Below are 22,891 nucleotides of genomic sequence, written 5' to 3'. Positions count from 1 at the left end.
AACGCACGGCGGGGAACGCACGGCGCCCGGACCTGTGGTGGAGTCCGGGCGCCGTGCGTTGCCCGGGCCGGTCGCGCGGGCATCAGAGTTCGACGAGGAGTTCCTTGACGCCGCGGATGACATAGCCCGGCTTCCACTCCGGCTCGGCGGCGAGCCGCATCGTCGGGGCCTCGCGGAGCAACTCGCCGAAGGACGCGGCCAGTTCGATACGGGCGAGCGGCGCGCCGAGGCAGTAGTGGATGCCACCGCCGAAGCTGACATGAGGGTTGTCGGCGCGGGCGAGGTCGAGGGTGTCCGGGTGGCCGAACCTCTCCGGATCGCGGTTGGCCGAGCCGAAGAGCAGGGCGAGTTCGGAGCCGCGCGGGACGACCGTCCCGTCGATCTCGATGTCGTCGAGGACCCACCGCTCGAACAGCTGGAGCGGAGTGTCGTAGCGCATCAGCTCCTCCACAGCTGTGGACAGGAGTGCGTGGTCGGCACGGAGAGCGGCGAGCTGCCCGGGGTGGCGGAAGAGCGTCCACCAGCCGTTGGCGGTGGTGTTGACCGTCGCCTCGTGACCCGCGTTCAGCAGCAGCACACAGGTGGAGATCATCTCCTGCTCGCTGAGCCGGTCGCCCTCCTCGTACGCGGCGATGAGCGCGGAGATCAGGTCGGCGCCGGGCGAGCTGCGCCGCTCGTTGATCAACTCCCGTAGATACGCGCTGAATTCGAGCGAGGCCGTGACGGCGCGACGGGCGGTCTCCTCGGCCGGATTCAGCTCGTACATCCCGCAGATGTCGGCCGACCAGGGCCGCAGCAGCGCGCGGTCGGCGGCCGGAATGCCGAGCATCTCCGCGATGACGGCGACGGGCAGCGGCTCGGCGACCTCGGCGAGCAGATCACCTCCGCCGGCGTCCGTGATCCCCGCGACGAGCTCGGCCGCGAGCCTGCGCACGGTGGGCACGAGCGCCTCGACGGTGCGCGGTGTGAAGGCCTTGGAGACCAGCCGCCGGATCCGGGTGTGGTCGGGCGCCTCGAGATCGAGCATCCCGCTGTCGTTGAGCGTGTGGAACGGCTCGTGCGCGGCGGGAGGTGCCGTACGGCCGAACTCCTCGTGCGTGAAGCGGTGCAGATAGGTCCGCCCGAGCCGCCGGTCGCGCAGCAGCGCGGAGACGTCGGCATGGTGCGGGACCAGCCACTGGCGGGTGGGCTCGTAGTAGTGCACCCGGCCGCGGGAGCGGAGCTCGGCGTAGGCGGGGTAGGGGTCGGCGACGAATGCGAGTGACCAGGGGTCGAAGGCGGCCATGCGCCGACGCTACCGGTCGCCTCCCGTACCCGCGGCTCCACCCCGGACCCCGCGCCTCGATCGCCGGCGAGGCTCCTGTGGGGGCTCCGCCCCAAGCCCCGCTCCTCAAACGCCGGAAGGGCTGGGATGTCCGGGAAACCCAGCCCGTCCGGCGAGGCTTGATCAGCCCGGGGTCACCAGGCGTGCCTCGTAGGCGAACACCGCCGCCTGCGTACGGTCCCGCAGCCCCAGCTTCACCAGCACCCGGCTCACATGCGTTTTGATCGTGGACTCCGCCACCACCAGATGCGAGGCGATCTCCGCGTTCGACAGACCCTGCGCGATCAGCACCAGGACCTCCGTCTCGCGCTCCGTCAGATCGCCGACCTGCGCCAGCGCCGACGGCCGCGGGTTCTGCGAGAGCTTCGAGAACTCCGTGATCAGGCGGCGCGTCACCGTCGGGGCCAGCAGGGCCTCGCCGGCCGCCACCACCCGTACACCGTCGGCCAGTTGGCGGGCCGAGGCGTCCTTCAGCAGGAAGCCGGACGCCCCCGCGCGCAGCGCCTGGTACACGTACTCGTCGAGGTCGAAGGTCGTCAGCACCAGCACCTTGGACTCGCTGTGCGCCGCGACGATCTCGCGGGTCGCCTCGATACCGTTCAGCTCCGGCATACGGATGTCCATCAGCACGACGTCGGGCGCGAGCTCGGCGACCTTGGTGACCGCCTCGCGGCCGTTCACCGCCTCGCCGATGACCTCGATGTCGGGCATCGCGTTCAGCAGGACCGAGAAACCCTCGCGGACCATCATCTGGTCGTCGACTATAAGGACGCGGATCGTCATGAGGTCTCCTCGGAGGCGGTCTCGGTCACGGCGACGGGAATGAAGGCGGTCACCTCGTAGCCGCCCTCCTCCGTGGGCTCCGCGGTCATCTCGCCGTTCAGCATCGTCACACGCTCCCGCATGCCCGTGATGCCGTGGCCGGCCCCCGGCGAGGGCTTGACCAGGCTCTGCGCGGCGGTGTTGACGATCCGCAGGCCCAGGCCACCGAGTACGTAGGAGATCTCGACCTTCGCCGTCGACCCGGGCGCATGGCGCAGCGCGTTGCTGAGCGCCTCCTGGATGATCCGGTAGGCCGACAGCTCGACGCCCTGCGGCAGATCGCGGACCGCGCCCGTGACCGTCTTCTCCACGTCCAGACCCGCCTCGCGGACATTGGAGAGCAGGTTCTCGATATCGGCGAGCACCGGCTGCGGCGCGTCGGGGGCCTGGTAGTCCTCCGCCCGTACGACACCGAGGACACGACGCAGTTCGGTCAGCGCGGCCACCGCGTTCTCGCGGATCGTGGCGAAGGCCTTCTCCAGCTCGGGCGGCGGGTTCTCCACCCGGTACGGCGCGGCCTCCGCCTGGATCGCGACCACCGACATATGGTGCGCGACGACATCGTGCAGCTCGCGCGCGATCGTGGTGCGTTCCTCCAGCAGCGTGCGCTTGTCGCGCTCGACGGCCGTCACGGTCTGCTGCGCCGCGACCTCCTGCTTCGCCTCGCGGCGGACGTGCAGCACGGTCACCACCAGCAGTGCGAGCGCGGCGACGAAGAGCATCTGGGGAGTGTCGGAGATGCCGAACCCGCGGCTGGGAACGACCTCGGCGAAGACGCCGTACACGGCCGTCAGCGCCCACATCCAGCCGGCGGTCCGCGGGCGCGTCCGCATCGCGACCACCGTCATCACCGTCAGGTACGAGAGGAAGGCGCCGGGCGGCCACGGATAGCCGTTCCAGTCGGTGACGAAGACGGCGACCACGGGGGTGCTGAACAGCGAAATCCACCAGGCGCCGACCGGCCTGAGCAGCGTCATCACCACCGCGGCGGCCGGGATGCACCCGGTCAGTACGAATTCCAGCCCGGCACCCTGGCCGTCGCCGGAGACGCCCACGTCGCCGGAGACGCCCGCCATGAGCACCACGAAGAACGCGAAGCACAGCACCGTGGCGTGCGGGGTCCACCTCGCGCCGTCGCGTATCCGGCCCGGCAGCCGGCGGGTGAGCGGGCCGTCCGTGCGCATCGGCGGCAGCGGTCGGTAGGCGAAGGCGTCATGGAACAGGTCCTGGCGGAGGCCGCTCAGCGCGCCCATGGCCAGGCGGAACTCGGGGCTGCGGGTCTTCTCGGTCACGTACAGAACGGTAAGCGGAAGGACGGACGCGGTCGTCAGCATCGCTACGGATCCTGCCGCGTCCGTCCTGAGTACTACCTGCTCACCGCGTGTGACGAGGACCGGAAGATGTCGGCGCGATCGGCCGCCCACTCGGCGAAGCTCCGCGCCGGGCGGCCCGTGACCTTCTCCACGGTGTCGACGGCGGTACGTCCCGCTGCCGGGGTGTTCCCGAACGGTGAGAGCGACTGCCGCGACGGCGCCGATGGCGCCCTCGTGGACCATGGCGCTGAGCCGGCCGGCGAACGGCGCCTCGAGGGGACTCAGTAACCGGTGGGGCGTACCAGACCCGTCTCGTACGCGAAGACCGCCGCCTGTGTACGGTCCCGCAGCCCCAGCTTCAGCAGGATCCGGCTCACATGCGTCTTCGTCGTCTGCTCCGCCACCACCAGCCGCTGGGCGATCTCCGCGTTCGACAGACCCTGAGCGATCAGCGCGAGCACCTCGGTCTCACGCTCCGTCAGATCGCCGACGCGCTCCTTGAGCGGGGCCCGCGGTGCGCCGAGGGTCCGGGAGAACTCCAGGATCAGCCGTTTGGTGATGTTCGGCGAGAGCAGCGCGTCGCCCGCCGCCACCACCCTTACTGCTTCGGCCAGTTGCGCGGCCGAGGCGTCCTTCAGCAGAAAGCCGGACGCACCCGCACGCAGCGCCTCGTAGACGTACTCGTCGAGGTCGAAGGTGGTGAGTACGAGGACCTTGACGGTTGCGTCCGGGGCCTGGGTGATCCGGCGGGTGGCCTCGATGCCGCCGAGTTCGGGCATCCGTATGTCCATCAGAACGACATCGGGGCCGAGTTCGGCGACCTTGGCGACGGCGTCGAGGCCGTCCACGGCCTGGCCGACCACCTCGATACCGGGCTCGGCGTTGAGCAGCACCGTGAAGCCCTGCCGGACCATCGCCTGGTCGTCGGCGATCATCACGCGGATCGTCATGCTCTGTCCTTCATAGGGGTCGCGTTCAACGGGAGTGTGGCGGTCACTTCGTACCCACCGTCGGCCGTAGGGCCGGTCGTCACTTCGCCACCCAGCATCGCGGCGCGCTCGCGCATGCCGAGCAGACCGTGGCCGGCGCCCGGGGATGCCGGGACCGGCCCGGCCGGCGCGGTGTTGGTGACCCGGACCGTCAGCCCGGCCGGGTCGTACGCGATCCGCACCCGCACCATTGAGCCCGGCGCGTGCCGCATCGCATTGCTGAGCGCTTCCTGGACTATGCGGAAGGCCGACAGTTCGATGCCGGGCGACAGCGGGCGCGTACCGTCGTCGACCTCGGTGGTGACGGTCAGGCCCGCGCTGCGGACGTTGTCGACGAGGGCGCCGAGCCGCGCCAGCGTGGGCTGCGGGGTCTGCGACTCGTCGTCCGGCTCGGGGTTCTCGGACCGCAGTACGCCGAGCACCCGGCGCAGTTCGGTCAGCGCGTCGACGGCATTCTCGCGGATGCCCGCGAGGTTCTCCTTCAGCTCCTCGGACGGATCCTCGACCAGGTGCGGCGCGACCTGCGCCTGGATGGAGATCACCGACATATGGTGGGCGACCACGTCGTGCAGCTCGCGTGCGATACGGCTCCGCTCCTCCAGCAGCGTGCGCCTGGCGCGTTCCTCCGCGGTCAGCACCTCCTGCTCAACCAGTCTGGTACGGGCCTCGCGGCGGCCGCGCAGCGATCCGCCCACGATCACGACAACGGTGAAAACGAGCGCCGCCACCGGGGCCGTCGTGTCGTGGGGGCGGTCGCCGATCCCCTCGAGGACCACGCCCGCCAGACAGCTGAGCAGCAGCGCCTCGACCGCCGCCCGGGGGCGTACGCGCAGTGACAGCAGGAGCAGGACGCCGGCGTGCGCGAGGATCCCGGTCACCGGCCACGGCCACGGATCGTCCGGCCTCGGCTCGCCGGCCGCGACGACGAGAGTGGGGACCAGGGACAGCCACCAGGCGGGCACCGGACGGAACATCGCGAGGATGAGCGCGCCCGACTGGAACGCCGCGAGCAGCAACCCGTACCGCCCAACGAGGCCGATGCGGTGTTCCAGCTCATCGCTGTTGGCCAGGAAGAGGGGAATCGACAGCCACACCACCATGACGTGCGGCAACCAGGCCAGCCATCGCACCTTGGTGATGCGCGGCAGCGGGTCGGCGGCGAGGGTGCACAGGTCCTCACGGAGGGTACGCGGAAACGACCGCAGGGTCTTGGCCGCCGGGGCCAGGCGCGCCTTGTCGTCGTTGTCCACGGCGTCAACCCTAAACACGGCCCATCTCCCGTTCCCGGGCGGGCTCGTGGGCCCGTACGACCCGGCTGCCTTTCCGGGGCCGCCGCTGTTCGTATGTACGGAACGCGGCCCAGCACACCAGCATCGCCGCCGCGAACACCGGCAGCCAGGCGATCCGGGCGAGCACCCAGCCGGGGCCGTCGGGCTCGGTGTGCAGTCCGGGCAGCGCCGTGCCCGCGAGCAGGCCGGTCGCGGTGACCGCCATCATCGCGGTCTGGTGCCACAGGAAGACCGTCATCGCGGAGAGGTTGACCAGCGCCACGGCCGCCCATGCCACGGGCCTTTGAAGCACCCGACGCAGCGGGCCGAGCAGCAGCATCGCCGCCCCGCACTGGGCGAGACCGAAGGTCACGGCGGCGAGGGTGGGCGGGTTGAGGTTGGAGATCTCGGCGCCGGGCACCCCGACCATGGACGCCGGGTAGCCGGCGAACACGACCAGCCCGGCGGTGGCGGCGACGCCGACGGTGAGCAGCACCCAGCCGCTGGTACGGGAGCGGAACTCACCGCGTGCCCACGCCGCGCCCAGGCAGTACGGGACCAGCCAGCCCGCCGCCACATTGATCCAGCCCAGCCAGGCAGGCCCGCCCAGGCCGAAGCGGAACAGGTCGATGTGCAGGACGACGGCGAGCGGCCACAGCGGATGCAGCCTCGCGACGAGCGGCGTCGCCGCCGTCAGAGCCGCGAAGACCAGCAGGAACCAGAGAGGTGAGAGGACGAGGTTGAGAAGGGTGGTCACGGTGTCCAGGCCGGTACCGGAGGCAAGCGTGCACACGGCTGCCACGGTCCACAGCGTCAGTACGGCGGCGACCGGCCGGAAGAGACGGGACAGTCGGACACCGAGCCACTGCCCGTAGGTCGTGCCGTTGGCGCGGGCCGAGGCGTAGCTCGACCTACCCACCTGCCCGCCGACCAGGAAGAACACGGCGAGGGTCTGGAACATCCAGGAGATCGGGGCGAGTTGGGGCAGCTGCTCCAGCGGACTCGCGCCGCGCAGCGCGCCGCCGTCGATGACGAGGGCGGTGACGAGCCAGTGCCCGAGGACGACGCCGAGGATGGCGAGGGCGCGCAGGGCGTCGACGGCGCGATCGCGGTCGGGAGGGGTGGCCGCGTCGATACGGCGTGCCAGGTCACGAGGCTGTGAGTCACGCATGAGTGACCTCCGCCCCGCGGCCGAGGGCGATCCGGGCGAGGTTCTTCAGGGATACGGAGCCGGGCTTCAGGTAGTCGCTGTGCCCGCCGTCACCGGCGGCGAAGGTGCGGGCGCCGAAGCCGTCCGACACGGGGTCGGCGCCGAGGCCGAGGGTGGTGCCGAGGATGTCGAGCCGGACGTGCGGGACGGCGGCGATCCAGTCGTCGGAGCCGCGTCCGGCCCAGACCGTGGCGGGGGTGCGGAGGTCGGCGACGTTGTCGGCACCGGCGCCGGGACTGCCGTAGAGGGCGATGTCGGCAACGTCGAGGGAGGGGGCGGCGCGTCCACAGACGACGGAACCGTACGAATGGCAGAGCAGCGACACCCGCGAGCCGGGCTTGGCCCCCTTCAACTCCCGTACAAATTCTTGTAGTTGTGCGGCGGCATCGTCCGCCCTCCCTTCGGTCAGGACCTCGGGGCTGACGGTTCCCGGCGTCGCGTAGCCGAGCCAGGCGACGACTGCGGCGCGGCCGCCGAGCTCGTCGTGAAGGGCGACAGCGCCGGCCCGGAAACGCTCGTACGTATCGAGGTTGGTGTCCGAGCCCGGCACCAGCACGGCGATCCGCTCGGCACGCGCCAGGTCGCCGAAGACCTCGGCAGTGCGGCCGCCGTCCCGCCCGTCGAAGGAGAGGAAGTGCCGCGCCGGGTCCGCCATGACGCGCAGCCGGGCGGCCCGCCCCTGATCGCCATGGTCGGCGGCCGTCTCCGCAGCCGCGCGGATGTCGGCGCGGCCGGCCGCGAACCTGTCGCCGAGGAGGGGGAGTTCGGCTGCGGTGAGCGGCGCGAGGGTGGCCGGTGCGGGCGCGGGAACGGCGGCGGGCCGCGCCGCCGCCGACACCGGCACGGTCACCGCGGCGGTGACGAGCGCGGCGAGCAAGGTACGACGCAGGCGGGACGCCATGGCTTTCCTTCCGTTCCGAGTGCTGAATGCTTTCTCTCGGAACAGAAGTTATGAATCGCGGCGTGTGGTCGGCGTCCCGCTGGGGAACGCACCTGTGACGTAGCTCTGAGGTATGACGAGTATGGGCAGGCCCTGTGGCTACCAGGCCAGCTGGGCGATCTCCTCCGCGACGACGGCGCACGCATCCGCTGCCGGGTCGATCAGCGGGAAGTGCCCGACATCCTCGAGGAGCGTCAGCCCGACGGTCTCACCGGCCTTCGCGGCGGCGTCGACATAGGCCTCCGAGACGGCGTACGGCACGACGATGTCGGTACGGCCCTGTACGACGGTGGTGGCGATGCCGGTGGGCAGGAGTGCGGCCGGGTCCGCGTATGCACTGCGCGCAGCGAACTCCGCCTCGCTGCCCAGGAGTTGTGTCACCGCCCCGCCGCACACATCGAGCTCGACGGCTTTGGCGAAGTCCGCGATCGGCGCGAGCGCGACAACACCGCGCAGCGCGGGCGGCGCGGCCAGCCGCCACGGCGAGCCGGCCGGCAGCACATGCCGGGCGGCGGCCCACAGCGCGAGATGCCCGCCGGCGGAGTGCCCGGTGACGACGGTGCGCCGGGCGTCGGCCTGCGGCAGGACGTCCTTCACCAGGCCGGGCAGCGCGTCCATCGCGGCGGCGACATCGTCAAAGGTCTCCGGCCACCGCCCGGCGACGGGCTCGCTCCCCCGCTGCTGCGGAATCTCGCTCCCGCGCCGGTACTCGACATTGGCGACGGCGAGCCCGCGCCTGGCCAGAAAGTCCGCGAAGGGAGTGACGTGCTGCCGGTCGTACGACGCCCGCCAGGCCCCGCCGTGCAGCATGACGACGAGCGGCACGCCGGCAAGCCCGCCACGGGGTGCGTAGAAGTCCACGACCTGGTCGGGGTGCTCGCCGTACGCGGCGGAGACATCCGGCGCGACGACGGGATGCGAGAACAAGGAGTCGCTCTCGGCGGCGTCACGGGCGGCGGGGTCCGGCATTGCTGCTCCAACCTTCCGACAGGGCGGCGGAATTGACCTGACCAGCGGGGACGGTACCAGCCCCCGCTGATCAGATCGTCACAGCGTCAGACGGCCGGTATCCCGGCCGGCATCCCGGCCAGTACCTCCGCCAGTACCGACGCCGCCCGTTCCGCGTCTGCGAAGCCCACGTACAGCGGTGTGAACCCGAAGCGCAGCACATCCGGGCGGCGCAGATCGCCCACCACGCCCCGTGCGATCAGCTTCTCCATGACCGCGGGCGCCTGCTCGCAGCGCAGCGCGATCTGGCTGCCGCGCGACGCGTGCTCCAGCGGGGTCAGGGAAGTGACGCGGCCCTGCGGGACGTACGACTCGACGCACTCCAGGAAGAAGTCCGTCAGCGCCAGGCTCTTCGCCCGTACGGAGTCGACCGAGACGCCGTCCCACACATCCAGCGCCGCCTCCAGCGCCAGCATGGACAGGATGTCGGGCGTCCCGACCCGGCCCCGTACCGCGCCCGGTGCCGCCTCGTAGGCGGACGTCATCGCGAACGGGTCCGTGTGCGAGTTCCAGCCCGGCAGCGGGGAGTCGAAGGCTGCCTGATGGCGTTCGGCGACGTACAGATACGCCGGTGACCCCGGGCCGCCGTTCAGATACTTGTAGGTGCAGCCGACCGCCAGGTCCACGCCGTGGGCGTCCAGACCGACCGGCAGCGCGCCCGCGCTGTGGCACAGGTCCCAGACCGCCAGCGCGCCCGCCTCGTGGATGGCCGCCGTCAGGGACGGCAGGTCGTGGAGGCGGCCGGTGCGGAAGTCGACGTGGTTGACCAGCGCCACCGCCGTGTTCGGGCCGAGCGCCGCCGGGAGGTCCGCAGGCGCGACCGGGACCAGCCGCTTGCCCGTCATCCGGGCCGCAGACTCGGCGATATAGCCGTCCGTCGGGAACGTCGTCGCGTCGACCAGGATGTCCGTACGGGAGGGATCGCCGGTGCGCTCGCAGAGCCGTATCGCGCCCACAACCGCCTTGAAGACGTTGACACTTGTGGAGTCGCCGACCACCACCTGCCCCGGCCCCGCACCCACCAGCGGCGCGATCCGGTCGCCGATCCGCTCCGGCGCCGTCCACCAGCCGCTCTCGTCCCACGAACGGATCCGCAGTTCGCCCCACTGCCGGGTCACCACATCGGCGACCCGCGCCGGCACATGGGCGGGCAGCGCGCCCAGTGAGTTGCCGTCCAGGTACACGGCCTCGTCGAGCGCGAACAGCTTGCGCGCACCGGCCAGTTCATCTGCGGCGTCCAGCGCCGCGGCCTTCCCGGCCAATGACTCAGACATGGCTGCGCGCCGTCCACAGCTCGGGGAAGACGTTCTTGCGGGCGCGCTTCTCCAGCCAGGCCACGCCCGCCGAACCACCCGTGCCCGACTTCGAGCCCATGGCCCGCCGGGTCGCCACCAGATGGTCGTTGCGCCAGCGCCACACCAGCTCGCCGACATCGGTCAGCGCCTCGCCGAGCCGCACCAGCTCGGTGTCCTGGTCCGCACCGCCGTACACCGCGGCCCAGACCTCCTCGATCTCCGCCGACGGCTCATACCTCTGCGAGAGGTCCCGGTCGAGGACAGCGGACGGAACCGCCATCCCGCGCCGCGCGAGCAGCCGTAGCACCTCGTCGTACAGGCTCGGCTCCTGCAGCGCCTTCTCCAGCTCCGCGTGCACCCGCGGCGCGCCCCGGTGCGGCACCAGCATCGACGCCGACTTCTCGCCGAGGAGGAATTCGAGCCGCCGGTACATCGCCGACTGGAAGCCGGAGCCTTCGCCCAGAGCGCTGCGGTACGAGTTGAACTGAGCAGGGGTGAGGTGCGCGAGCGGCTCCCAGGAGGCGTTGAGCGACTCCAGCTCGTACGTGCTGCGCTTCAGCGCGGCGAGAGCGACGGGCAGATTGTCCTCCCGCAGCGCGCCGGCCGCCGTCTCCCACTCGTGGACGATGACGGTGAACCACAGCTCCATCACCTGGGTGGTGACCAGGAAGACCATCTCTCCCGGATCGTCCGAGAGCGGATGCTGCAGGTGGGTGAGGACGTCCGCCTGGACATAGTCCTCGTACGGAGTGGTGCCCGCGAAATCCAGATTCGGGGCCGCGTCATGTGACATCGCTGTCTCCTCGACGTGTCCGGGTAGCGGTCCGCCCCTTCCTGTTGGCTTGGGAGCCCCGGTCCCCACCGGCATCATAAGCCGGTGGTCATTTTGCGGGTCAGAGCGTCGGGCCTGTGATGTACGTCCCGTTCTCGTCGTACGGCCAGGCATTGGAACGGCACCCGTCCAGCCCCTTGATCTGCTGCATCATCACCGGCGCGGGCTTTCCCGGGCCCGCGCAGCCCAGGTGATTGCGGATGCCGATCTCGTGCCCGATCTCATGGTTGATGATCAGATGCCGGTACTCGGCGGGCGACCCGGCGAACGTCGGCGAGCCCAGCATCCAGCGGCGCAGATTCACCACGACACCGTCGGCGGTCTCGCAGTTCAGCTCGCCGTGGGTGTCGAGGCCCTGCTCGAGACAGAGCCGGTCCGCGGTGGCCGGGGTGGCGATCCTGATCACGAAGTCGGCGTCCGAGGTGACCAGCTGGAAGGAGCCCCTGCCGTGGGCTGCCCAGCCGCGCGGGTGGGCGAGGATCTGCTGGATCTCGGCGGCGGCGTCCTTCGCGGGGATGTCGACGCCGTCCTCGACCTGTACGCGGTAGCGGCGCAGCGGGCCCGAGCCGGCCGCGCTGCCGGAGGCCTGCGCTGTGGTGAAGGTGCCCTTGCCTGAGGCGGGGACCTTGGCGGGCGGCTTCTTCTTCCGCGTCGGAGGCTCGGCGTCCGGCGGACGGTGTCGCGACGGCGTCGAGGGGGTGGTGCGCGGCTCGCGGTCGACGGCCCCCGGGGCCTCGGACGGCGTCACGTGCGGTTGGACGGTGTCGTCGGCCGCCTGGGTTGTGGGCTCCGCGGTGCCGCGCCAGTGCGCGAGGGCCGCGCCACCGCCGATGGAGAGGGCGACGAGGGCCGCGCCGAGCAGGAGTAAGCGCGCGAGCGGGGGGCGGGTCGCCCGTTTTCGGCGGCTGCGGCTGCGGCTACTGCTGCGTCTTCGGCTCTGGCTCTGGCTGCGGCTCTCGCTTCGGTTGCGGCTCTGGCTGCGACTGCCCAACAGAACGTCCCCCACCTCAATCGCCGGTGCGTGCGAATTGTCAGTGCGGACGATCGTCAGCGGCCGAAGGCCCGCGCCCCCTCCTGTACAGACGGGGGATACGGGCCTTCGGTTCATTTTCAATCAGCTCAGCGTGTCGGCCGCCGTCTGCGAGGAGTCCCGCAGGAACGTCGAGCAGCGCTCGTACTCCGCCTGCTCGCCGATCGACTGCGCGGCGCGGGCCAGCGCGTGCAGCGCCCGCAGGAAGCCGCGGTTCGGCTCGTGCTCCCACGGCACCGGGCCGTGGCCCTTCCAGCCACTGCGCCGCAGCGAGTCGAGGCCGCGGTGGTAGCCGGTGCGCGCGTAGGCGTACGACTCGACGACGCGGCCGTTCTCGAACGCGTCGTCGGCGAGCTGTGCCCAGGCCAGCGACGAGGTCGGGTACTTGGCGGCGACGTCGGCGGGAGCCGCCCCGGTCGCGAGGAGCTCGCGCGGCTCGGGGTCGTCGGGCAGGTGGGTCGGGGCAGGTCCCCCGAGCAGGTTTTCATGGATGGACATGGGCTCCAGTGTCACAGGTCGGTGGGGAATCCGTGGAAGCGGTGCGGGTGCTCTGCGACGGGGGCGACCATCGTTGTCATGGGCAGGGTCACGGGCGGGTGGAAGGCCATGGCACTGGGGGCTGTCGTCGTCCTGGGCCTGGTGACGGGGTGCGGTGAACCGGGCGGCCAGGGCGGGCACGACAAGGCCTGGCGCCCGCCGTCGGCCCCACCTTCGCTGTCTCCGTCCACGACGTCCTCGACGTCCCCTGCGCCCGCGACGCCCTCGCCCTCGGTGTCCGCGAAGCCCTCCGGCAGCGTTTCAGCGGGCTCACCGGCACCGGGTCCGACCACGACCGCCGGTGCGGGCACGGGCGGCCCAGCCACGGGGGATTCCGGCGGTTCAGGCGGCTCGGGCGGTTCCAGCGACGGCGGCGGTGGCGGTACGAGCGGGAACGGCGGCGGCAGCGACGGCGAACCCGAGCCGCCCACCGCGCCCCCGCCCCCGTCCCAGCAGGCCCCGGCCGGCGGGACGGACGGTTTTCCGTACGACGGCGATCTCTGCGGCGGCGACCACGGCCCGTACATCCAGGTCCACAGCGGCTCCGGCACGGGGCGGACCGGCCGGCTCGTCATCCGCGAGGGGCACTTCACCTGCCACGGCAAGGACAGGGCGACCTGGACCGCCACCGGCGGGACGGCACGCCCGTTCCCGCTGAACGAGAACGCGCACATCACCGTCACCGCGCCGTTCGCCCCCGCCGGGCAGCGCAAGGCGATCACCGCGAGCGAGTTCCTCACCAGGATCAATGCGTACGGGAAGAGGCAGACCCTGGTCTTCCACTACCAGACCGACCCCGAGCTCATCTGGATCCTCAACCAGATCGACCCGGCTCAGTACTGACCACGGCGGTCGGCTCCAGCGGCGGCGACGACAGCCCGCAGTTCATCCTGCACTCGGGCCGGGCCCGCGCCGCCTTCGGCACGGGCTTCCGCACCGTCAACCAGGCGATCAGCGAGCCCACGACCAGCACCCCCGCACACATCGGCATCGCCCGCCGGAACGTCGCGCCGAACTCCGCCGCCGAGCGGTACGCCTCCGGGCCCATCCCGGCCAGCAGCGGCAGCGCGGCCACCGCGAGCAGACCGGCCGCGCGGGCCGCCGCGTTGTTGATGCCGCTCGCGAGCCCCGCCCGCGAAGTCTCCACGGAGGCCAGGACGGTCGCGGTCAGCGGCGCGACCAGGGTCACCATGCCCATGCCCATCACCAACATCGCGGGCAGCACATCACGTACGTACGAAGCGTTCTCGCCGACGCGCAGCATCAGCATCATCCCCGTCGCGCAGAGCAGCGGGCCGACGGTGAGCGGGATACGCGGGCCGATCCGCTCCCCCAGCTCCCCGGATTTCGCCGAAAGCAGCAGCATCAGCACGGTGGTGGGCAGCAGTGCCGTACCGGCGCCGAGTGCCGAATATCCCGCCACCACCTGGAGTTGCAGGGCGGTCAGGAAGAAGAAGCCGCTGAAGGCGGCGTACACACACAACGTGACCAGATTGGCCGCGGTGAACTGCCGGTTCGCGAAGATCGACAGTGGCAGCATCGGAAGGGGCCGCCGCCTCTCGACGAGGACGAAGGCCACCCCGACCACCACACCCGCGACGCCCACCCACACCGACGGCCCGATGAGCGCGTACGTCACCAGCGCCAGCGCCGCGGCTCCGAGCACCGCACCCAGTACATCGAAGCGGCCGTGGGCCTGTGGATCGCGCGACTCCGGCACGTGCTTCAGCGCCACCGGCACACACAGCGCGGCCAGCGGCACATTGATCAGGAACACCCAGCGCCAGCCGGGCCCGTCGACCAGCCAGCCACCGAGGAACGGACCGACCGCCGCGCCGACACCGCCGAGCCCCGACCACAGCCCCACCGCGCGGGCCCGGTCGTCCGGGTGGAAGCTCGCCTGGATCAGGGACAGCGACCCCGGGGTGAGCAGCGCCGCGCCGACGCCCTGCAGAGCGCGGGCGCCCACCAGCACAAGGTCATTGGGCGCGAGCCCGCAGAGCAGCGAGCCAAGCGCAAACCACACCACGCCGAACACAAAGATCTTCCGCCGCCCGAAGCGGTCGCCGAGCGCCCCGCCGAGCAGGATCAGCCCGGCCAGGGTGAGCATGTAGGCATTGACGGTCCACTGGAGGATCGCCATATCGGCATTGAGATCTTCCCCGATGCGGGGGAGTGCGACATTGACGACGGTCGAATCCAGCAGGGCCATGGTGGAGCCGAGCACCGTCGTCAGAACCACCCAGCGGCCGGTGGCCGTGGACAGCCTGATGCCGCCCGGAACCTTCTCACCCGAGCTCATCCCTGCCGAGCTCATCCCTGCCGGGCTCTTCCGCCCTGAGCTCTTCCGCCCCGGGCTCTTCCGCCCCGAGTTCCTCTCCTCCGGACTTGTCTCCCCCGGCCTGTTGTCCATACCCGGATCATCCCCGGGCCGGGCGGCTCAGGCCAGCCGGTGGAGGGCACGAATCAGAGCGTCCACGCCCTGCTCCGCCTTGGCACGGGGGCAGCCGACGTTGAACCGTACGAAGCCGTCGGCGCCGTACGTCGTGCCCGGCATGATCGCGACCTTCTCGCGCTCGATCAGCTCCCGCTGCAGCGCCGCGTCGTCGACGCCGAGCGGCCGCAGATCGATCCAGGCCAGATAGCCCGCCTGCGGCGGCTGCCAGCGAAGTTCCGGGAACGCGGAGTTGAGCCGCTCGGCGACCAGGCGCAGATTCCCCGCCACATAGGCGTTGAGCCGGTCCAGCCACGGCCCGCCGTCCCGGTACGCGGCGATGTGCGCGGTCAGCGCCAGTACGGCGGGCGAGGCGAGCCCCTCGCCCGTCTGCATCCGGCGCAGAAACGCCGCATGGTCGTCCGCGTCGCCGATGATCCCGTACGAACCACTGAGTGCCGGGAAGTTGAAGGCCTTGGTGGCGGAGGTGATCAGCGCCCAGCGACCTGCCCCGAACCGCGTCCACGGCAGATGGCGCCGCCCGTCGGGCACAAAGTCGGTGTGTACGAAGTCGGCATGGATCTCGTCGCTGATGACCGCGACGTCGTACGCCGCCGCAAGCCGCGCGAACTCCGTCAGCTCGGCCTCCGTCCATACCCTGCCCGTCGGATTGTGGGGCGAGCAGAGCACCAGCACCTTGCTGTCCGGGCGGGCGAGCTGTCGCTCCAGGGCCGCCGTGTCGCCGGCCGGTGCCCCGCGCAGCTCCCGCCCGAGGCCCGATATCGCCTTGAGGAAGCCGTCGTACGTCGGGGTGTGGACGACCACGCCGTCGCCCGGCCCGGTCCACATCTGCAGCAGCTGCGAGAGCTGGTTGAGCACGGACGGCCCGTACACGATCCGGTCGGTGTCGATGTCCGTGCCGTGGCGGACGGCGAACCAGTCACGTATCGCGGACAGGAAGTCCTCGTGGCGCCAGTCGGTGTAGCCGAAGACCCCGTGCGCGATACGCCGCTGAAGCGCGTCGAGCACCTCGGGCGGGGATGCGAAGTCCATGTCGGAGATGGTGAAGGGCAGCAGCCCGTCCACGCCGAACCGGTCCGCGACGCCGTCCCACTGCACGGACCAGGTGCCGCGCCGGTCGACGGGAGTGTCGAAGTCATAGCTCACGGTGAGTCCTCCCACATGCCGCGGGCCCGGCACCCCGGGAAGGGGTGCCGGGCCCGGCGTACGGATGACGCTTGTTCGGGCTGCCGGCCTGGGCCGCCTGCCCCAGCCGCTTACTTGAGCTTGGTGCCCGCGGAGCGCAGCGCGGCACAGGCCTCGCCGACACGCTTGGCCATACCGGCCTCGGCCGCCTTGCCCCAGGTGCGCGGGTCGTAGGTCTTCTTGGAGCCGACCTCGCCGTCGACCTTCAGCACACCGTCGTAGTTCTTGAACATGTGGTCCGCGACGGGGCGGGTGAAGGCGTACTGGGTGTCGGTGTCGAGGTTCATCTTCACGACGCCGTTCTCCAGCGCGGTGGCGATCTCCTCGACCGTCGAGCCGGAGCCACCGTGGAAGACGAAGTCGAACGGCTGGCTTCCGGCCTTCAGGCCGTGCTTCTCGCTGACGCCCTGCTGCAGGTCCTTCAGCAGCTCGGGGCGCAGGACGACGTTGCCCGGCTTGTAGACGCCGTGGACGTTGCCGAACGAGGCGGCCAGCAGGTAGCGGCCCTTCTCGCTCAGGCCGAGCGCCTCGGCGGTGCGCAGCGCGTCGTCGACCGTGGTGTACAGCTCGTCGTTGATCTCGTGGGTGACGCCGTCCTCCTCGCCACCGGTCGGGGTGATCTCGACCTCGAGGATGATCTTGGCGGCGGCGGCCTGTGCGAGCAGCTCCTGGGCGATGGCCAGGTTGTCGGCGAGGGTCTCGGCCGAGCCGTCCCACATGTGGGACTGGAACAGCGGGTTCTGGCCGGCCTTGACGCGCTCGGCGGAGATCTCGAGCAGCGGACGGACATAGCCGTCCAGCTTGTCCTTCGGGCAGTGGTCGGTGTGCAGCGCGACGTTGATGTCGTACTTGGCGGCCACGATGTGCGCGAACTCGGCGAGCGCGACCGCGCCGGTGACCATGTCCTTCTTGTACTGGCCGCCCAGGAACTCGGCCCCACCGGTGGAGATCTGGACGATGCCGTCGCTCTCGGCCTCCGCGAAGCCGCGAAGCGCAGCGTGCAGGGTCTGGGACGAGGTCACATTGATAGCCGGGTAGGCGAACTTGCCTGCCTTCGCCCGGTCGAGCATCTCGTTGTAGACCTCGGGAGTCGCGATGGGCATGTGTCCGCTCCTTGTGATGTGCGGGTATGTGGTGCTTGGCCCTGACCTGGGGGCGACGTCATCGTCGGCGCCCATCTTTCCAGACTCTGCGCGCGGCTCCACCCCGCGTGGGTCGCGGACCTGCGCGAGGGGCGTGCTGTTTCACGTGAAACGGCACGCCCCTCGACGTCATCGCAGGTCAGAGCGCGTCTCGGGACCTAGGTCACGAGTCGGCGAAGGAGGGTCAGGCGAGCCCGAGCTCGTCGAGCGAGTACGCATTGACATACGGCAGCCCCGCCTCGGCGATCGCCGGAGCCGCGCCCCGCTCCACGATCACGGCGACCGCGACCACCTCGCCGCCGGCCTCCCGTACCGCCTCGACGGCGGTCAGCGGGGAGCCGCCGGTGGTCGAGACGTCCTCGACGACCAGACAGCGGCGGCCCTTGACGTCGGTGCCCTCGATCCGGCGCTGCATACCGTGCGCCTTGCCCGTCTTGCGTACGACATAGGCGTCGAGCCGCTGCCCGCGCGCCGCCGAGGCGTGCAGCATCGACGTCGCCACCGGGTCGGCGCCCAGCGTCAGACCGCCCACGCAGTCGTAGTCCAGCTCGGCGGTCGCATCGAGCATCACCTGGCCGACCAGCGGCGCGGCCTCGCCGTCCAGCGTGATCCGGCGCAGGTCGATGTACCAGTCGGCCTCAAGACCCGAGGAGAGGGTCACCTTGCCGTGCACCACGGCCTTGTCCTTGATCTGCTGGAGCAGCTCAGCACGTACGTCAGTCATGCCCATGAGCTTAAAGGCGGCGCCAGGCCCAGATGGTCGCGATCTCCAGCGGCTCGATCGGGGTGACCAGCTGCGGGTGGGTGTTGAGACCGTTCGGCGGGCCCGACTGCGGCTCCACACAGATGGCTTCGCCCTCCTGGTCGTAGACGACGACCCACTCGGCGCGACTGGTGACCGTGAGCTCCAGCTGCTCCGGCCAGGTGAGCGTGACCGAGACACCGTCGGGCATCCCGAAGCAGTCGTCCCACGGGCCGGGCAGCGGGGCGACGCGCCGGCCGGTGGGCAGATGGTCGGGGCCACGCTCCTCCAGCCACTCGGGCGTGAAGTCGATCCGTGCGTCCTCACCGGTGCCGAGGTTGCGCAGGAACCACGGGTGCCAGCCGGCCTGGGCCGGGAAGGAGTTCTCGTACGTCTCGACGCCCATGGTGAGGATCAGCGAGTCCTCGGCCAGCTCGAAGGCCTGAGTGACGCGTCCGCTGTACGGCCAGGGGTCGGCGAGGTCATAGGTGAAGGCCGCCTCGCTCTTGCTCGCGCGGGCGGTGTGCCAGGCAGTGTCGCGGCCCGTGCCGTGGATGGCGTGCGGCGGTGAGTTGAGCGGCAGTTGATGCCGTACGTCGCCGTTGCTGAACCGGCCGTTCCCGACGCGGCCGCACCAGGGGACCATCGGGAAGGAGCCGTACCGCTCGCCCTGGCGCAGCACCTCGGTGCCGCCGATGCGCAGGCTCGCAATGCGGCAGCCGTTCTGCGGATGCACGGTCAACTCGACGTCTCCGGCGGCCAGCCGGATGTTTTCTTCGCTGCTACTCACACGACGACAGTACTGGCGACCGGCGACTACCTGCGGCGGCGCAGCACCCGTCCGACGACGACCGCGGAGGCGAGCGCGAGGGCCGCGGCGGGCGCGAGCCAGCGCAGGGTCGCGCCGGCGGTGCCCGCGTCGGGCACGGGCGTAGGGGCGTAGCGGCCGCGCGGCGGGGCGTGGTCCACCTCTTCGGCGCTGCGCCCGATCATGGTGCGGCGGGCGTGCGCGGCCTCGGCGGGCGGCTCGTCGGGGACGGCGGGGAGCTCCTGCAGCTCCGGTGCCTCGGATGCGTCGGGCACCTCCGGCACATCGGGCACGTCCGGTACGGCAGGCACGTCCGGTACGTCTGGTACGCCGGGCACGTCCGGCACATCCGTTGCGTCGAACTGCTCCTCGGCGACCGGGTCGAGCGACGGCGGCGGCACGGGCGCATCGAACACGGACGGCTTCGCGGCGTCCGCAGGGGCCTCGCTGCCGTCGACCGGCTGTTCCAGCTCTTCCGGTGTCGGCTCCGCCGTCAGGGCGAGCCGGTCGGCGAACCGGTCCAGCAGCCGGTGCGCGGCCGATGCCGTCGTCGAGTCGGCCAGCTCCGCCAGCCGGCCCTCCGCGCCGGCCGTCCCCGTGAAGCAGAGCCTCGTACCGCCGTCGGTGGGTTCCGGACGGATCGTCAGGGTCACCTTGACCGAGCCCGTGCCGCGCGCCTCCACGCCCTCGCCCTCGACGGCGAAGGTGTCGCCCTGCTCGACAATGCGCAGGGTGCCGCGGTAGGTGATCGTGTGCCCGCCGATCCGGATCTTCAGCCGCCCGGAGAGCGGGCCGGCCGACTCCTCCGCGGCCTGTTGGAGCCCGGGGACACAGCGGGCGACCCGCGCGGGGTCCCGCAGCGCCTGTCGGAGGGTCTCTGCCGGAAGCGGAACGAACACCTCATGCTCCATGGGAGCCGAGCCTACCCAGGCACGACCGCTACGTCAGCGTTTCGGTCCGTGTGCTGCGCACTCCGTACTCAGTCCGTGTACCGCGGGTGCACCAACGTCGACGGCGGGAGGTCCGGCAGCCGGGTCCGCTCGGCGGCGCGCACCCCCGCCGCGAGCGCGGACGGGCCCAGTGCCCGCAGCCGCGGTACGTCGGCGTCGAGTCCGAGCCGCGGGACGCGGCCCACGGCGGCGAGCAGGAACCCCCAGTCGCGCGACGCGGCGGCAGTGCCCGTCACACGGTCCGGTCCTGCGGCGAATCCCGGGAGCCGGCCGGTCGCGCTGTACGGCCGGGTGCCGAACCCGGCCGCGCGCAGCGTCGCGTCGACCGTCCAGAAGGTGTGCGGACGGGAGGCCGGCGGCCCCGCATGCACGACCAGCCGCCCGCTGTCCGCGAGGACCCGTGCGGCGAGCCCGTAGAACTCCTGGGAGTACAGCTTGGTGCTGGGAGTGATGCCGGGGTCGGGGAGGTCCGAGATCACCACGTCGTACGTCCCCTGGGGCGCACGCAGCCAGCAGAAGGCGTCCGCTGGGACGACCCGCACCCGCGGATCCTGGTAGGCGTGGGCGTTCAGCGTGGCGAGCGCCGGGTCCGTGCGCGCCAGCCGGACGACGCCCGGGTCCAGTTCGACGACGGTCACGGACCGGACATCCGGATAGCGCAACGCCTCGCGCGCCGCCAGCCCGTCGCCGCCGCCCAGGATCAGTACGCGTGCGTGCGGCCCGCGCATCGCCGGGTGGACGAGCGCCTCGTGGTACCGGTACTCGTCGCGCCCACTGACACGCAGCCGACCGTCCAGGAAGAGATCCGGCGGCCCCGACCGGCCGCCCGTGAGCACGACTTCCTGTACGTCGGTGTGGACGGCGACCCGCACCTGGTGCCCGTAGACCGCGCTGCGCGCGGCCCGCTCGAAGTCGTCGACCAGGACCGCCGCGGCCGCCAGCACCGCCAGCACCGCCACATTGGCGGCGAGCAGCCACCAGCGCGAACGGGTCGTCAGATCGCGGCGGAAGAGCCACAGCACGAGCAGCCCGCCCGCCACCGCGTTGACGGCTCCCGTCAGCAGCGCGCCCATGAGCTGACCCAGCCATGGCAGCAGCAGAAACGGGAAGGCGAGTCCACCGACGAGGGCACCCACATAGTCGGCGGCGAACAGATCGGCCACCGTGCCCTCCGCGTCGCGCCGGGAGATGCGCTGGATCAGGGACATCAGCAGCGGGATCTCGGCGCCGATCAGCACGCCGATGGCCAGGGAGAACACGACCAGCACGAACCGGGACTCGCCGATCCAGGCGAAGGAGGCGTACAGCACCATGGCCGAGCAGCCGCCGATCAGGGCCAGCGCGGCCTCCAGCAGACCGAAGCCGACTGCGGCCCGGCAGCGCAGCCGCTTGGCGAGCAGCGAGCCGACGCCCATCGCGAAGACCATCACCGAGAGGACGACGGATGCCTGGGTGACGGAGTCGCCGATCAAGTACGAGGCGAGGGCTACCAGTTCGAGCTCGTACACCAGCCCGCAGGCGGCGCAGACGAAGACCGCGACCAGCACCAGATACCGGCCGGCGGCCGGGCGGACGGGCAGCCGCAGCACGCTCTCGGGCGGTGAGGTCGGCCGCTGGTCGATCATGTTTGTAACGCTACGTCACTGTGCACCTTCACTCTGTCACCCACAAGGGTGCGACTACAGCAGGGCCGGCATACGGGCACCGACACGCGTTCGGGTGACAACGAGGCGCCCCTCCTGCGGATAGGCGTGCCAGGTGCGCCACCGCACCTGGTCATCGAACCGCTGCGCCAGCATCGCGGTGAACGCGTGCGGCGAGCCGGGGAAGGTGCCGGCCAGTCCGTTCGGGTGGTCGGCGACCAGCGCGAGCAGCTCCTGCGCGCGCCCCGCGAACGACCCCTTCGTGAGCGTTTCGACATGGGCCGCGAACTCGTACTCCCAGTCGCCGAGCCGCTTGGCCACGCCGAGCGGCAGCGGAGTACTGCTGCCGCGCATACAGGCGACGGTCTCGGAACAGTTGCCCCGCTCCTCCTCCAGCAGCACTTGATGGGAGGCGCCCAGCAGTCTCAACTGCAGTTTCGCACCTGACAGTTCGAGATCGAGTACGGCCAGGGCAGGGAGCGGCTCCCGGCCCAACGCCCAGGCGAGGTCGTCGGCACTGGTGTCGGAATAGGCGGTCTTGAGGGTCGTGAGCATGGGTCGGCTCCGCAAACACGCTTCGGCAGGTGGACACGTGGACCGGGGGCGCCCCGGAGGGGGGAAGGTCAAGAAAGCGGGGAACGCCTGCTCGGGTCCACATGAGGAACGAGGGGCTGGATGGTTCCTACAGGTTCCAACAGCGAGGGAATCATGAACTACGCGGCACCCACAGCGCTTTTACCCAACTTGGTTGGGTTTCCATCCCCTCGGGGGCCTTACAGTTCAACTGTTCAACAAAAAAGGTCGACAGGGTCAACAACGGTGAGCCGTGGAGTGAGCCGCGCGGCGGCCGGCAGAGCAGCCAACAAGGAGGCACCCGGCGGTAGTTCACCCGCCGGGTGCCTTCAGTGGTCGCGGACCGGCTGCCCCGTGTCAGCTGCCTCCGCCACCGCATCCGCCCCCGCCACCACAGGACGAGGAGCCACCCCCGCAGGACGAAGAGCCCCCGCAGGACGAGGAGCCGCCGCAGGACGCGCCGCCGCCACCCGCCCACCAGCTGCCACTGCTGCCCCCGGCCCCGCTGCGCCGACGGCTCTTGACCGTCCTGACCCTGCTGTTCTTCTTCGCGTGTGCCCTGCTGGCCATGATCACAGCGAAGACGAAGACGACCATCAGAATCCCGTAGAAAGCTGCCATTGCTCTCACCGTCCTTCCGTTCCCCCGAAGCGAGCCCCCCGCGTCTTTGCGTGACCGCTTCTTGTGTGAGAGGGGGATGCCCCTGGCTCCGAAGACCCAAAGCAGACTTGAGCAACTCCAGAGCTTGGGCAACGGCGCGCACGCGCGTGACAACGGCTCTGCCGTGATCACGCGCGTGGTCACGGCAGAGCCGTTACCCCTGGC

At 71.0% G+C, this 22,891-nt stretch carries 23 protein-coding genes; 2 read left to right on the top strand and 21 right to left on the bottom strand.

The features are described from left to right. Positions 1-82: 82 nt before the first annotated feature. The 3 genes from ACFWDI_RS07035 to ACFWDI_RS07025 form a co-directional block, all read right to left on the bottom strand. The gene (locus tag ACFWDI_RS07035) at positions 83-1,285 is read right to left on the bottom strand and encodes a cytochrome P450 (protein WP_385301780.1); all 1,203 of its coding nucleotides are present in this window, start codon (positions 1,283-1,285) and stop codon (positions 83-85) included. A gap of 162 nt (positions 1,286-1,447) precedes the next feature. Continuing rightward, entirely contained in the window at positions 1,448-2,107 is a 660-nt protein-coding gene (locus ACFWDI_RS07030) for a response regulator (RefSeq protein WP_385301779.1), read from the bottom strand. Continuing rightward, positions 2,104-3,480: a sensor histidine kinase gene (locus ACFWDI_RS07025; protein WP_385301778.1), complete on the bottom strand. Its 1,377-nt coding sequence runs from the start codon at positions 3,478-3,480 to the stop codon at positions 2,104-2,106. Before ACFWDI_RS07025 ends, ACFWDI_RS07030 begins: the two co-directional genes overlap by 4 nt. A gap of 66 nt (positions 3,481-3,546) precedes the next feature. Between ACFWDI_RS07025 and ACFWDI_RS07020 the strand changes: the two genes are divergently transcribed. After that, positions 3,547-3,747, top strand: coding sequence for a hypothetical protein (locus ACFWDI_RS07020; protein WP_385301777.1), 201 nt, complete (start codon positions 3,547-3,549; stop codon positions 3,745-3,747). On the opposite strand, the gene ACFWDI_RS07015 is transcribed toward ACFWDI_RS07020, so the two are convergent. From ACFWDI_RS07015 to ACFWDI_RS06975, 9 genes are all read right to left on the bottom strand, one after another. Beyond that, entirely contained in the window at positions 3,741-4,409 is a 669-nt protein-coding gene (locus ACFWDI_RS07015; RefSeq protein WP_385301776.1) for a response regulator, read from the bottom strand. The two genes, ACFWDI_RS07020 and ACFWDI_RS07015, sit on opposite strands and share 7 nt — an antisense overlap. Continuing rightward, positions 4,406-5,698 (bottom strand): sensor histidine kinase, encoded by a 1,293-nt coding sequence (locus tag ACFWDI_RS07010; RefSeq protein ID WP_385301775.1) that lies wholly within the window; start codon positions 5,696-5,698, stop codon positions 4,406-4,408. Before ACFWDI_RS07010 ends, ACFWDI_RS07015 begins: the two co-directional genes overlap by 4 nt. A 10-nt stretch (positions 5,699-5,708) precedes the next feature. Further along, positions 5,709-6,887 (bottom strand): acyltransferase, encoded by a 1,179-nt coding sequence (locus tag ACFWDI_RS07005; protein ID WP_385301774.1) that lies wholly within the window; start codon positions 6,885-6,887, stop codon positions 5,709-5,711. Then, entirely contained in the window at positions 6,880-7,827 is a 948-nt protein-coding gene (locus ACFWDI_RS07000) for an alpha/beta hydrolase (protein WP_385301773.1), read from the bottom strand. Before ACFWDI_RS07000 ends, ACFWDI_RS07005 begins: the two co-directional genes overlap by 8 nt. Positions 7,828-7,965: 138 nt before the next feature. Continuing rightward, the gene (locus ACFWDI_RS06995; RefSeq protein WP_385301772.1) at positions 7,966-8,835 is read right to left on the bottom strand and encodes an alpha/beta hydrolase; all 870 of its coding nucleotides are present in this window, start codon (positions 8,833-8,835) and stop codon (positions 7,966-7,968) included. Between the two features lie 86 nt (positions 8,836-8,921). After that, positions 8,922-10,148: a kynureninase gene (kynU, locus tag ACFWDI_RS06990; protein ID WP_385301771.1), complete on the bottom strand. Its 1,227-nt coding sequence runs from the start codon at positions 10,146-10,148 to the stop codon at positions 8,922-8,924. Then, positions 10,141-10,962, bottom strand: coding sequence for a tryptophan 2,3-dioxygenase family protein (locus tag ACFWDI_RS06985; RefSeq protein WP_327325040.1), 822 nt, complete (start codon positions 10,960-10,962; stop codon positions 10,141-10,143). The genes kynU and ACFWDI_RS06985 overlap by 8 nt, the downstream gene beginning before the upstream one ends. A gap of 100 nt (positions 10,963-11,062) precedes the next feature. Further along, entirely contained in the window at positions 11,063-11,992 is a 930-nt protein-coding gene (locus ACFWDI_RS06980) for a DUF3152 domain-containing protein (RefSeq protein WP_385301769.1), read from the bottom strand. Between the two features lie 123 nt (positions 11,993-12,115). Continuing rightward, on the bottom strand, positions 12,116-12,529 hold the full coding sequence (locus ACFWDI_RS06975) for a DUF3151 domain-containing protein (RefSeq protein WP_362677805.1): 414 nt from the start codon (positions 12,527-12,529) through the stop codon (positions 12,116-12,118). 78 nt (positions 12,530-12,607) lie between these two features. On the opposite strand from ACFWDI_RS06975, the gene ACFWDI_RS06970 reads away from it, so the two are divergent. Then, positions 12,608-13,411 carry a hypothetical protein gene (locus ACFWDI_RS06970; RefSeq protein ID WP_385301768.1) on the top strand — a complete coding sequence of 268 codons (804 nt, stop codon included), beginning with the start codon at positions 12,608-12,610 and terminating at the stop codon, positions 13,409-13,411. Here the strand turns inward: ACFWDI_RS06970 and ACFWDI_RS06965 are convergent. The 9 genes from ACFWDI_RS06965 to ACFWDI_RS06925 form a co-directional block, all read right to left on the bottom strand. Further along, positions 13,383-14,870 carry an MFS transporter gene (locus tag ACFWDI_RS06965; protein WP_385301767.1) on the bottom strand — a complete coding sequence of 496 codons (1,488 nt, stop codon included), beginning with the start codon at positions 14,868-14,870 and terminating at the stop codon, positions 13,383-13,385. The genes ACFWDI_RS06970 and ACFWDI_RS06965 overlap by 29 nt on opposite strands. 138 nt (positions 14,871-15,008) lie before the next feature. Then, positions 15,009-16,169 (bottom strand): MalY/PatB family protein, encoded by a 1,161-nt coding sequence (locus tag ACFWDI_RS06960; protein WP_385301765.1) that lies wholly within the window; start codon positions 16,167-16,169, stop codon positions 15,009-15,011. 110 nt (positions 16,170-16,279) lie between these two features. Further along, complete coding sequence (fbaA, locus tag ACFWDI_RS06955; protein ID WP_327325034.1) at positions 16,280-17,311, bottom strand: class II fructose-bisphosphate aldolase; 1,032 nt, start codon at positions 17,309-17,311, stop codon at positions 16,280-16,282. Between the two features lie 223 nt (positions 17,312-17,534). After that, the gene (pyrE, locus tag ACFWDI_RS06950) at positions 17,535-18,074 is read right to left on the bottom strand and encodes an orotate phosphoribosyltransferase (RefSeq protein ID WP_327325033.1); all 540 of its coding nucleotides are present in this window, start codon (positions 18,072-18,074) and stop codon (positions 17,535-17,537) included. A 10-nt stretch (positions 18,075-18,084) separates the two neighbouring features. Further along, positions 18,085-18,882 (bottom strand): aldose 1-epimerase, encoded by a 798-nt coding sequence (locus ACFWDI_RS06945; RefSeq protein ID WP_385301763.1) that lies wholly within the window; start codon positions 18,880-18,882, stop codon positions 18,085-18,087. A 26-nt stretch (positions 18,883-18,908) separates the two neighbouring features. Beyond that, complete coding sequence (locus tag ACFWDI_RS06940) at positions 18,909-19,811, bottom strand: SRPBCC domain-containing protein (protein ID WP_385301762.1); 903 nt, start codon at positions 19,809-19,811, stop codon at positions 18,909-18,911. A gap of 68 nt (positions 19,812-19,879) precedes the next feature. Then, positions 19,880-21,475, bottom strand: a complete 1,596-nt coding sequence (locus ACFWDI_RS06935) for a polyamine aminopropyltransferase (RefSeq protein ID WP_385301761.1) — start codon at positions 21,473-21,475, stop codon at positions 19,880-19,882. Positions 21,476-21,529: 54 nt separating this feature from the next. Further along, positions 21,530-22,048 (bottom strand): DUF2617 family protein, encoded by a 519-nt coding sequence (locus tag ACFWDI_RS06930; RefSeq protein WP_327325029.1) that lies wholly within the window; start codon positions 22,046-22,048, stop codon positions 21,530-21,532. A gap of 375 nt (positions 22,049-22,423) precedes the next feature. Next, positions 22,424-22,687 (bottom strand): hypothetical protein, encoded by a 264-nt coding sequence (locus ACFWDI_RS06925; RefSeq protein ID WP_385301760.1) that lies wholly within the window; start codon positions 22,685-22,687, stop codon positions 22,424-22,426. Positions 22,688-22,891: the final 204 nt, after the last annotated feature.

The organism is Streptomyces sp. NPDC060064 (assembly GCF_042736455.1).
Lineage (GTDB): Bacteria > Actinomycetota > Actinomycetes > Streptomycetales > Streptomycetaceae > Streptomyces.
Note: the sequence above shows the minus strand (reverse complement) of the source record. Positions and strands in the feature narration are given on the sequence as shown.

Excerpts from the sequence above, each read along its gene's own strand:
- ACFWDI_RS07005 (WP_385301774.1), bottom strand. The coding sequence starts at position 6,887 with ATGCGTGACTCACAGCCTCGTGACCTGGCACGCCGTATCGACGCGGCC.
- ACFWDI_RS06975 (WP_362677805.1), bottom strand. The coding sequence starts at position 12,529 with ATGTCCATCCATGAAAACCTGCTCGGGGGACCTGCCCCGACCCACCTG.
- ACFWDI_RS07025 (WP_385301778.1), bottom strand. The coding sequence starts at position 3,480 with ATGCTGACGACCGCGTCCGTCCTTCCGCTTACCGTTCTGTACGTGACC.
- pyrE (WP_327325033.1), bottom strand. The coding sequence starts at position 18,074 with ATGACTGACGTACGTGCTGAGCTGCTCCAGCAGATCAAGGACAAGGCC.
- fbaA (WP_327325034.1), bottom strand. The coding sequence starts at position 17,311 with ATGCCCATCGCGACTCCCGAGGTCTACAACGAGATGCTCGACCGGGCG.
- ACFWDI_RS06965 (WP_385301767.1), bottom strand. The coding sequence starts at position 14,870 with ATGAGCTCGGGTGAGAAGGTTCCGGGCGGCATCAGGCTGTCCACGGCC.
- ACFWDI_RS06925 (WP_385301760.1), bottom strand. The coding sequence starts at position 22,687 with ATGGCAGCTTTCTACGGGATTCTGATGGTCGTCTTCGTCTTCGCTGTG.
- ACFWDI_RS06930 (WP_327325029.1), bottom strand. The coding sequence starts at position 22,048 with ATGCTCACGACCCTCAAGACCGCCTATTCCGACACCAGTGCCGACGAC.
- ACFWDI_RS06985 (WP_327325040.1), bottom strand. The coding sequence starts at position 10,962 with ATGTCACATGACGCGGCCCCGAATCTGGATTTCGCGGGCACCACTCCG.
- ACFWDI_RS06970 (WP_385301768.1), top strand. The coding sequence starts at position 12,608 with ATGGGCAGGGTCACGGGCGGGTGGAAGGCCATGGCACTGGGGGCTGTC.
- ACFWDI_RS07000 (WP_385301773.1), bottom strand. The coding sequence starts at position 7,827 with ATGGCGTCCCGCCTGCGTCGTACCTTGCTCGCCGCGCTCGTCACCGCC.
- ACFWDI_RS07035 (WP_385301780.1), bottom strand. The coding sequence starts at position 1,285 with ATGGCCGCCTTCGACCCCTGGTCACTCGCATTCGTCGCCGACCCCTAC.
- ACFWDI_RS07020 (WP_385301777.1), top strand. The coding sequence starts at position 3,547 with ATGTCGGCGCGATCGGCCGCCCACTCGGCGAAGCTCCGCGCCGGGCGG.
- ACFWDI_RS06935 (WP_385301761.1), bottom strand. The coding sequence starts at position 21,475 with ATGATCGACCAGCGGCCGACCTCACCGCCCGAGAGCGTGCTGCGGCTG.
- ACFWDI_RS07030 (WP_385301779.1), bottom strand. The coding sequence starts at position 2,107 with ATGACGATCCGCGTCCTTATAGTCGACGACCAGATGATGGTCCGCGAG.
- kynU (WP_385301771.1), bottom strand. The coding sequence starts at position 10,148 with ATGTCTGAGTCATTGGCCGGGAAGGCCGCGGCGCTGGACGCCGCAGAT.
- ACFWDI_RS07015 (WP_385301776.1), bottom strand. The coding sequence starts at position 4,409 with ATGACGATCCGCGTGATGATCGCCGACGACCAGGCGATGGTCCGGCAG.
- ACFWDI_RS06995 (WP_385301772.1), bottom strand. The coding sequence starts at position 8,835 with ATGCCGGACCCCGCCGCCCGTGACGCCGCCGAGAGCGACTCCTTGTTC.
- ACFWDI_RS06940 (WP_385301762.1), bottom strand. The coding sequence starts at position 19,811 with ATGGAGCATGAGGTGTTCGTTCCGCTTCCGGCAGAGACCCTCCGACAG.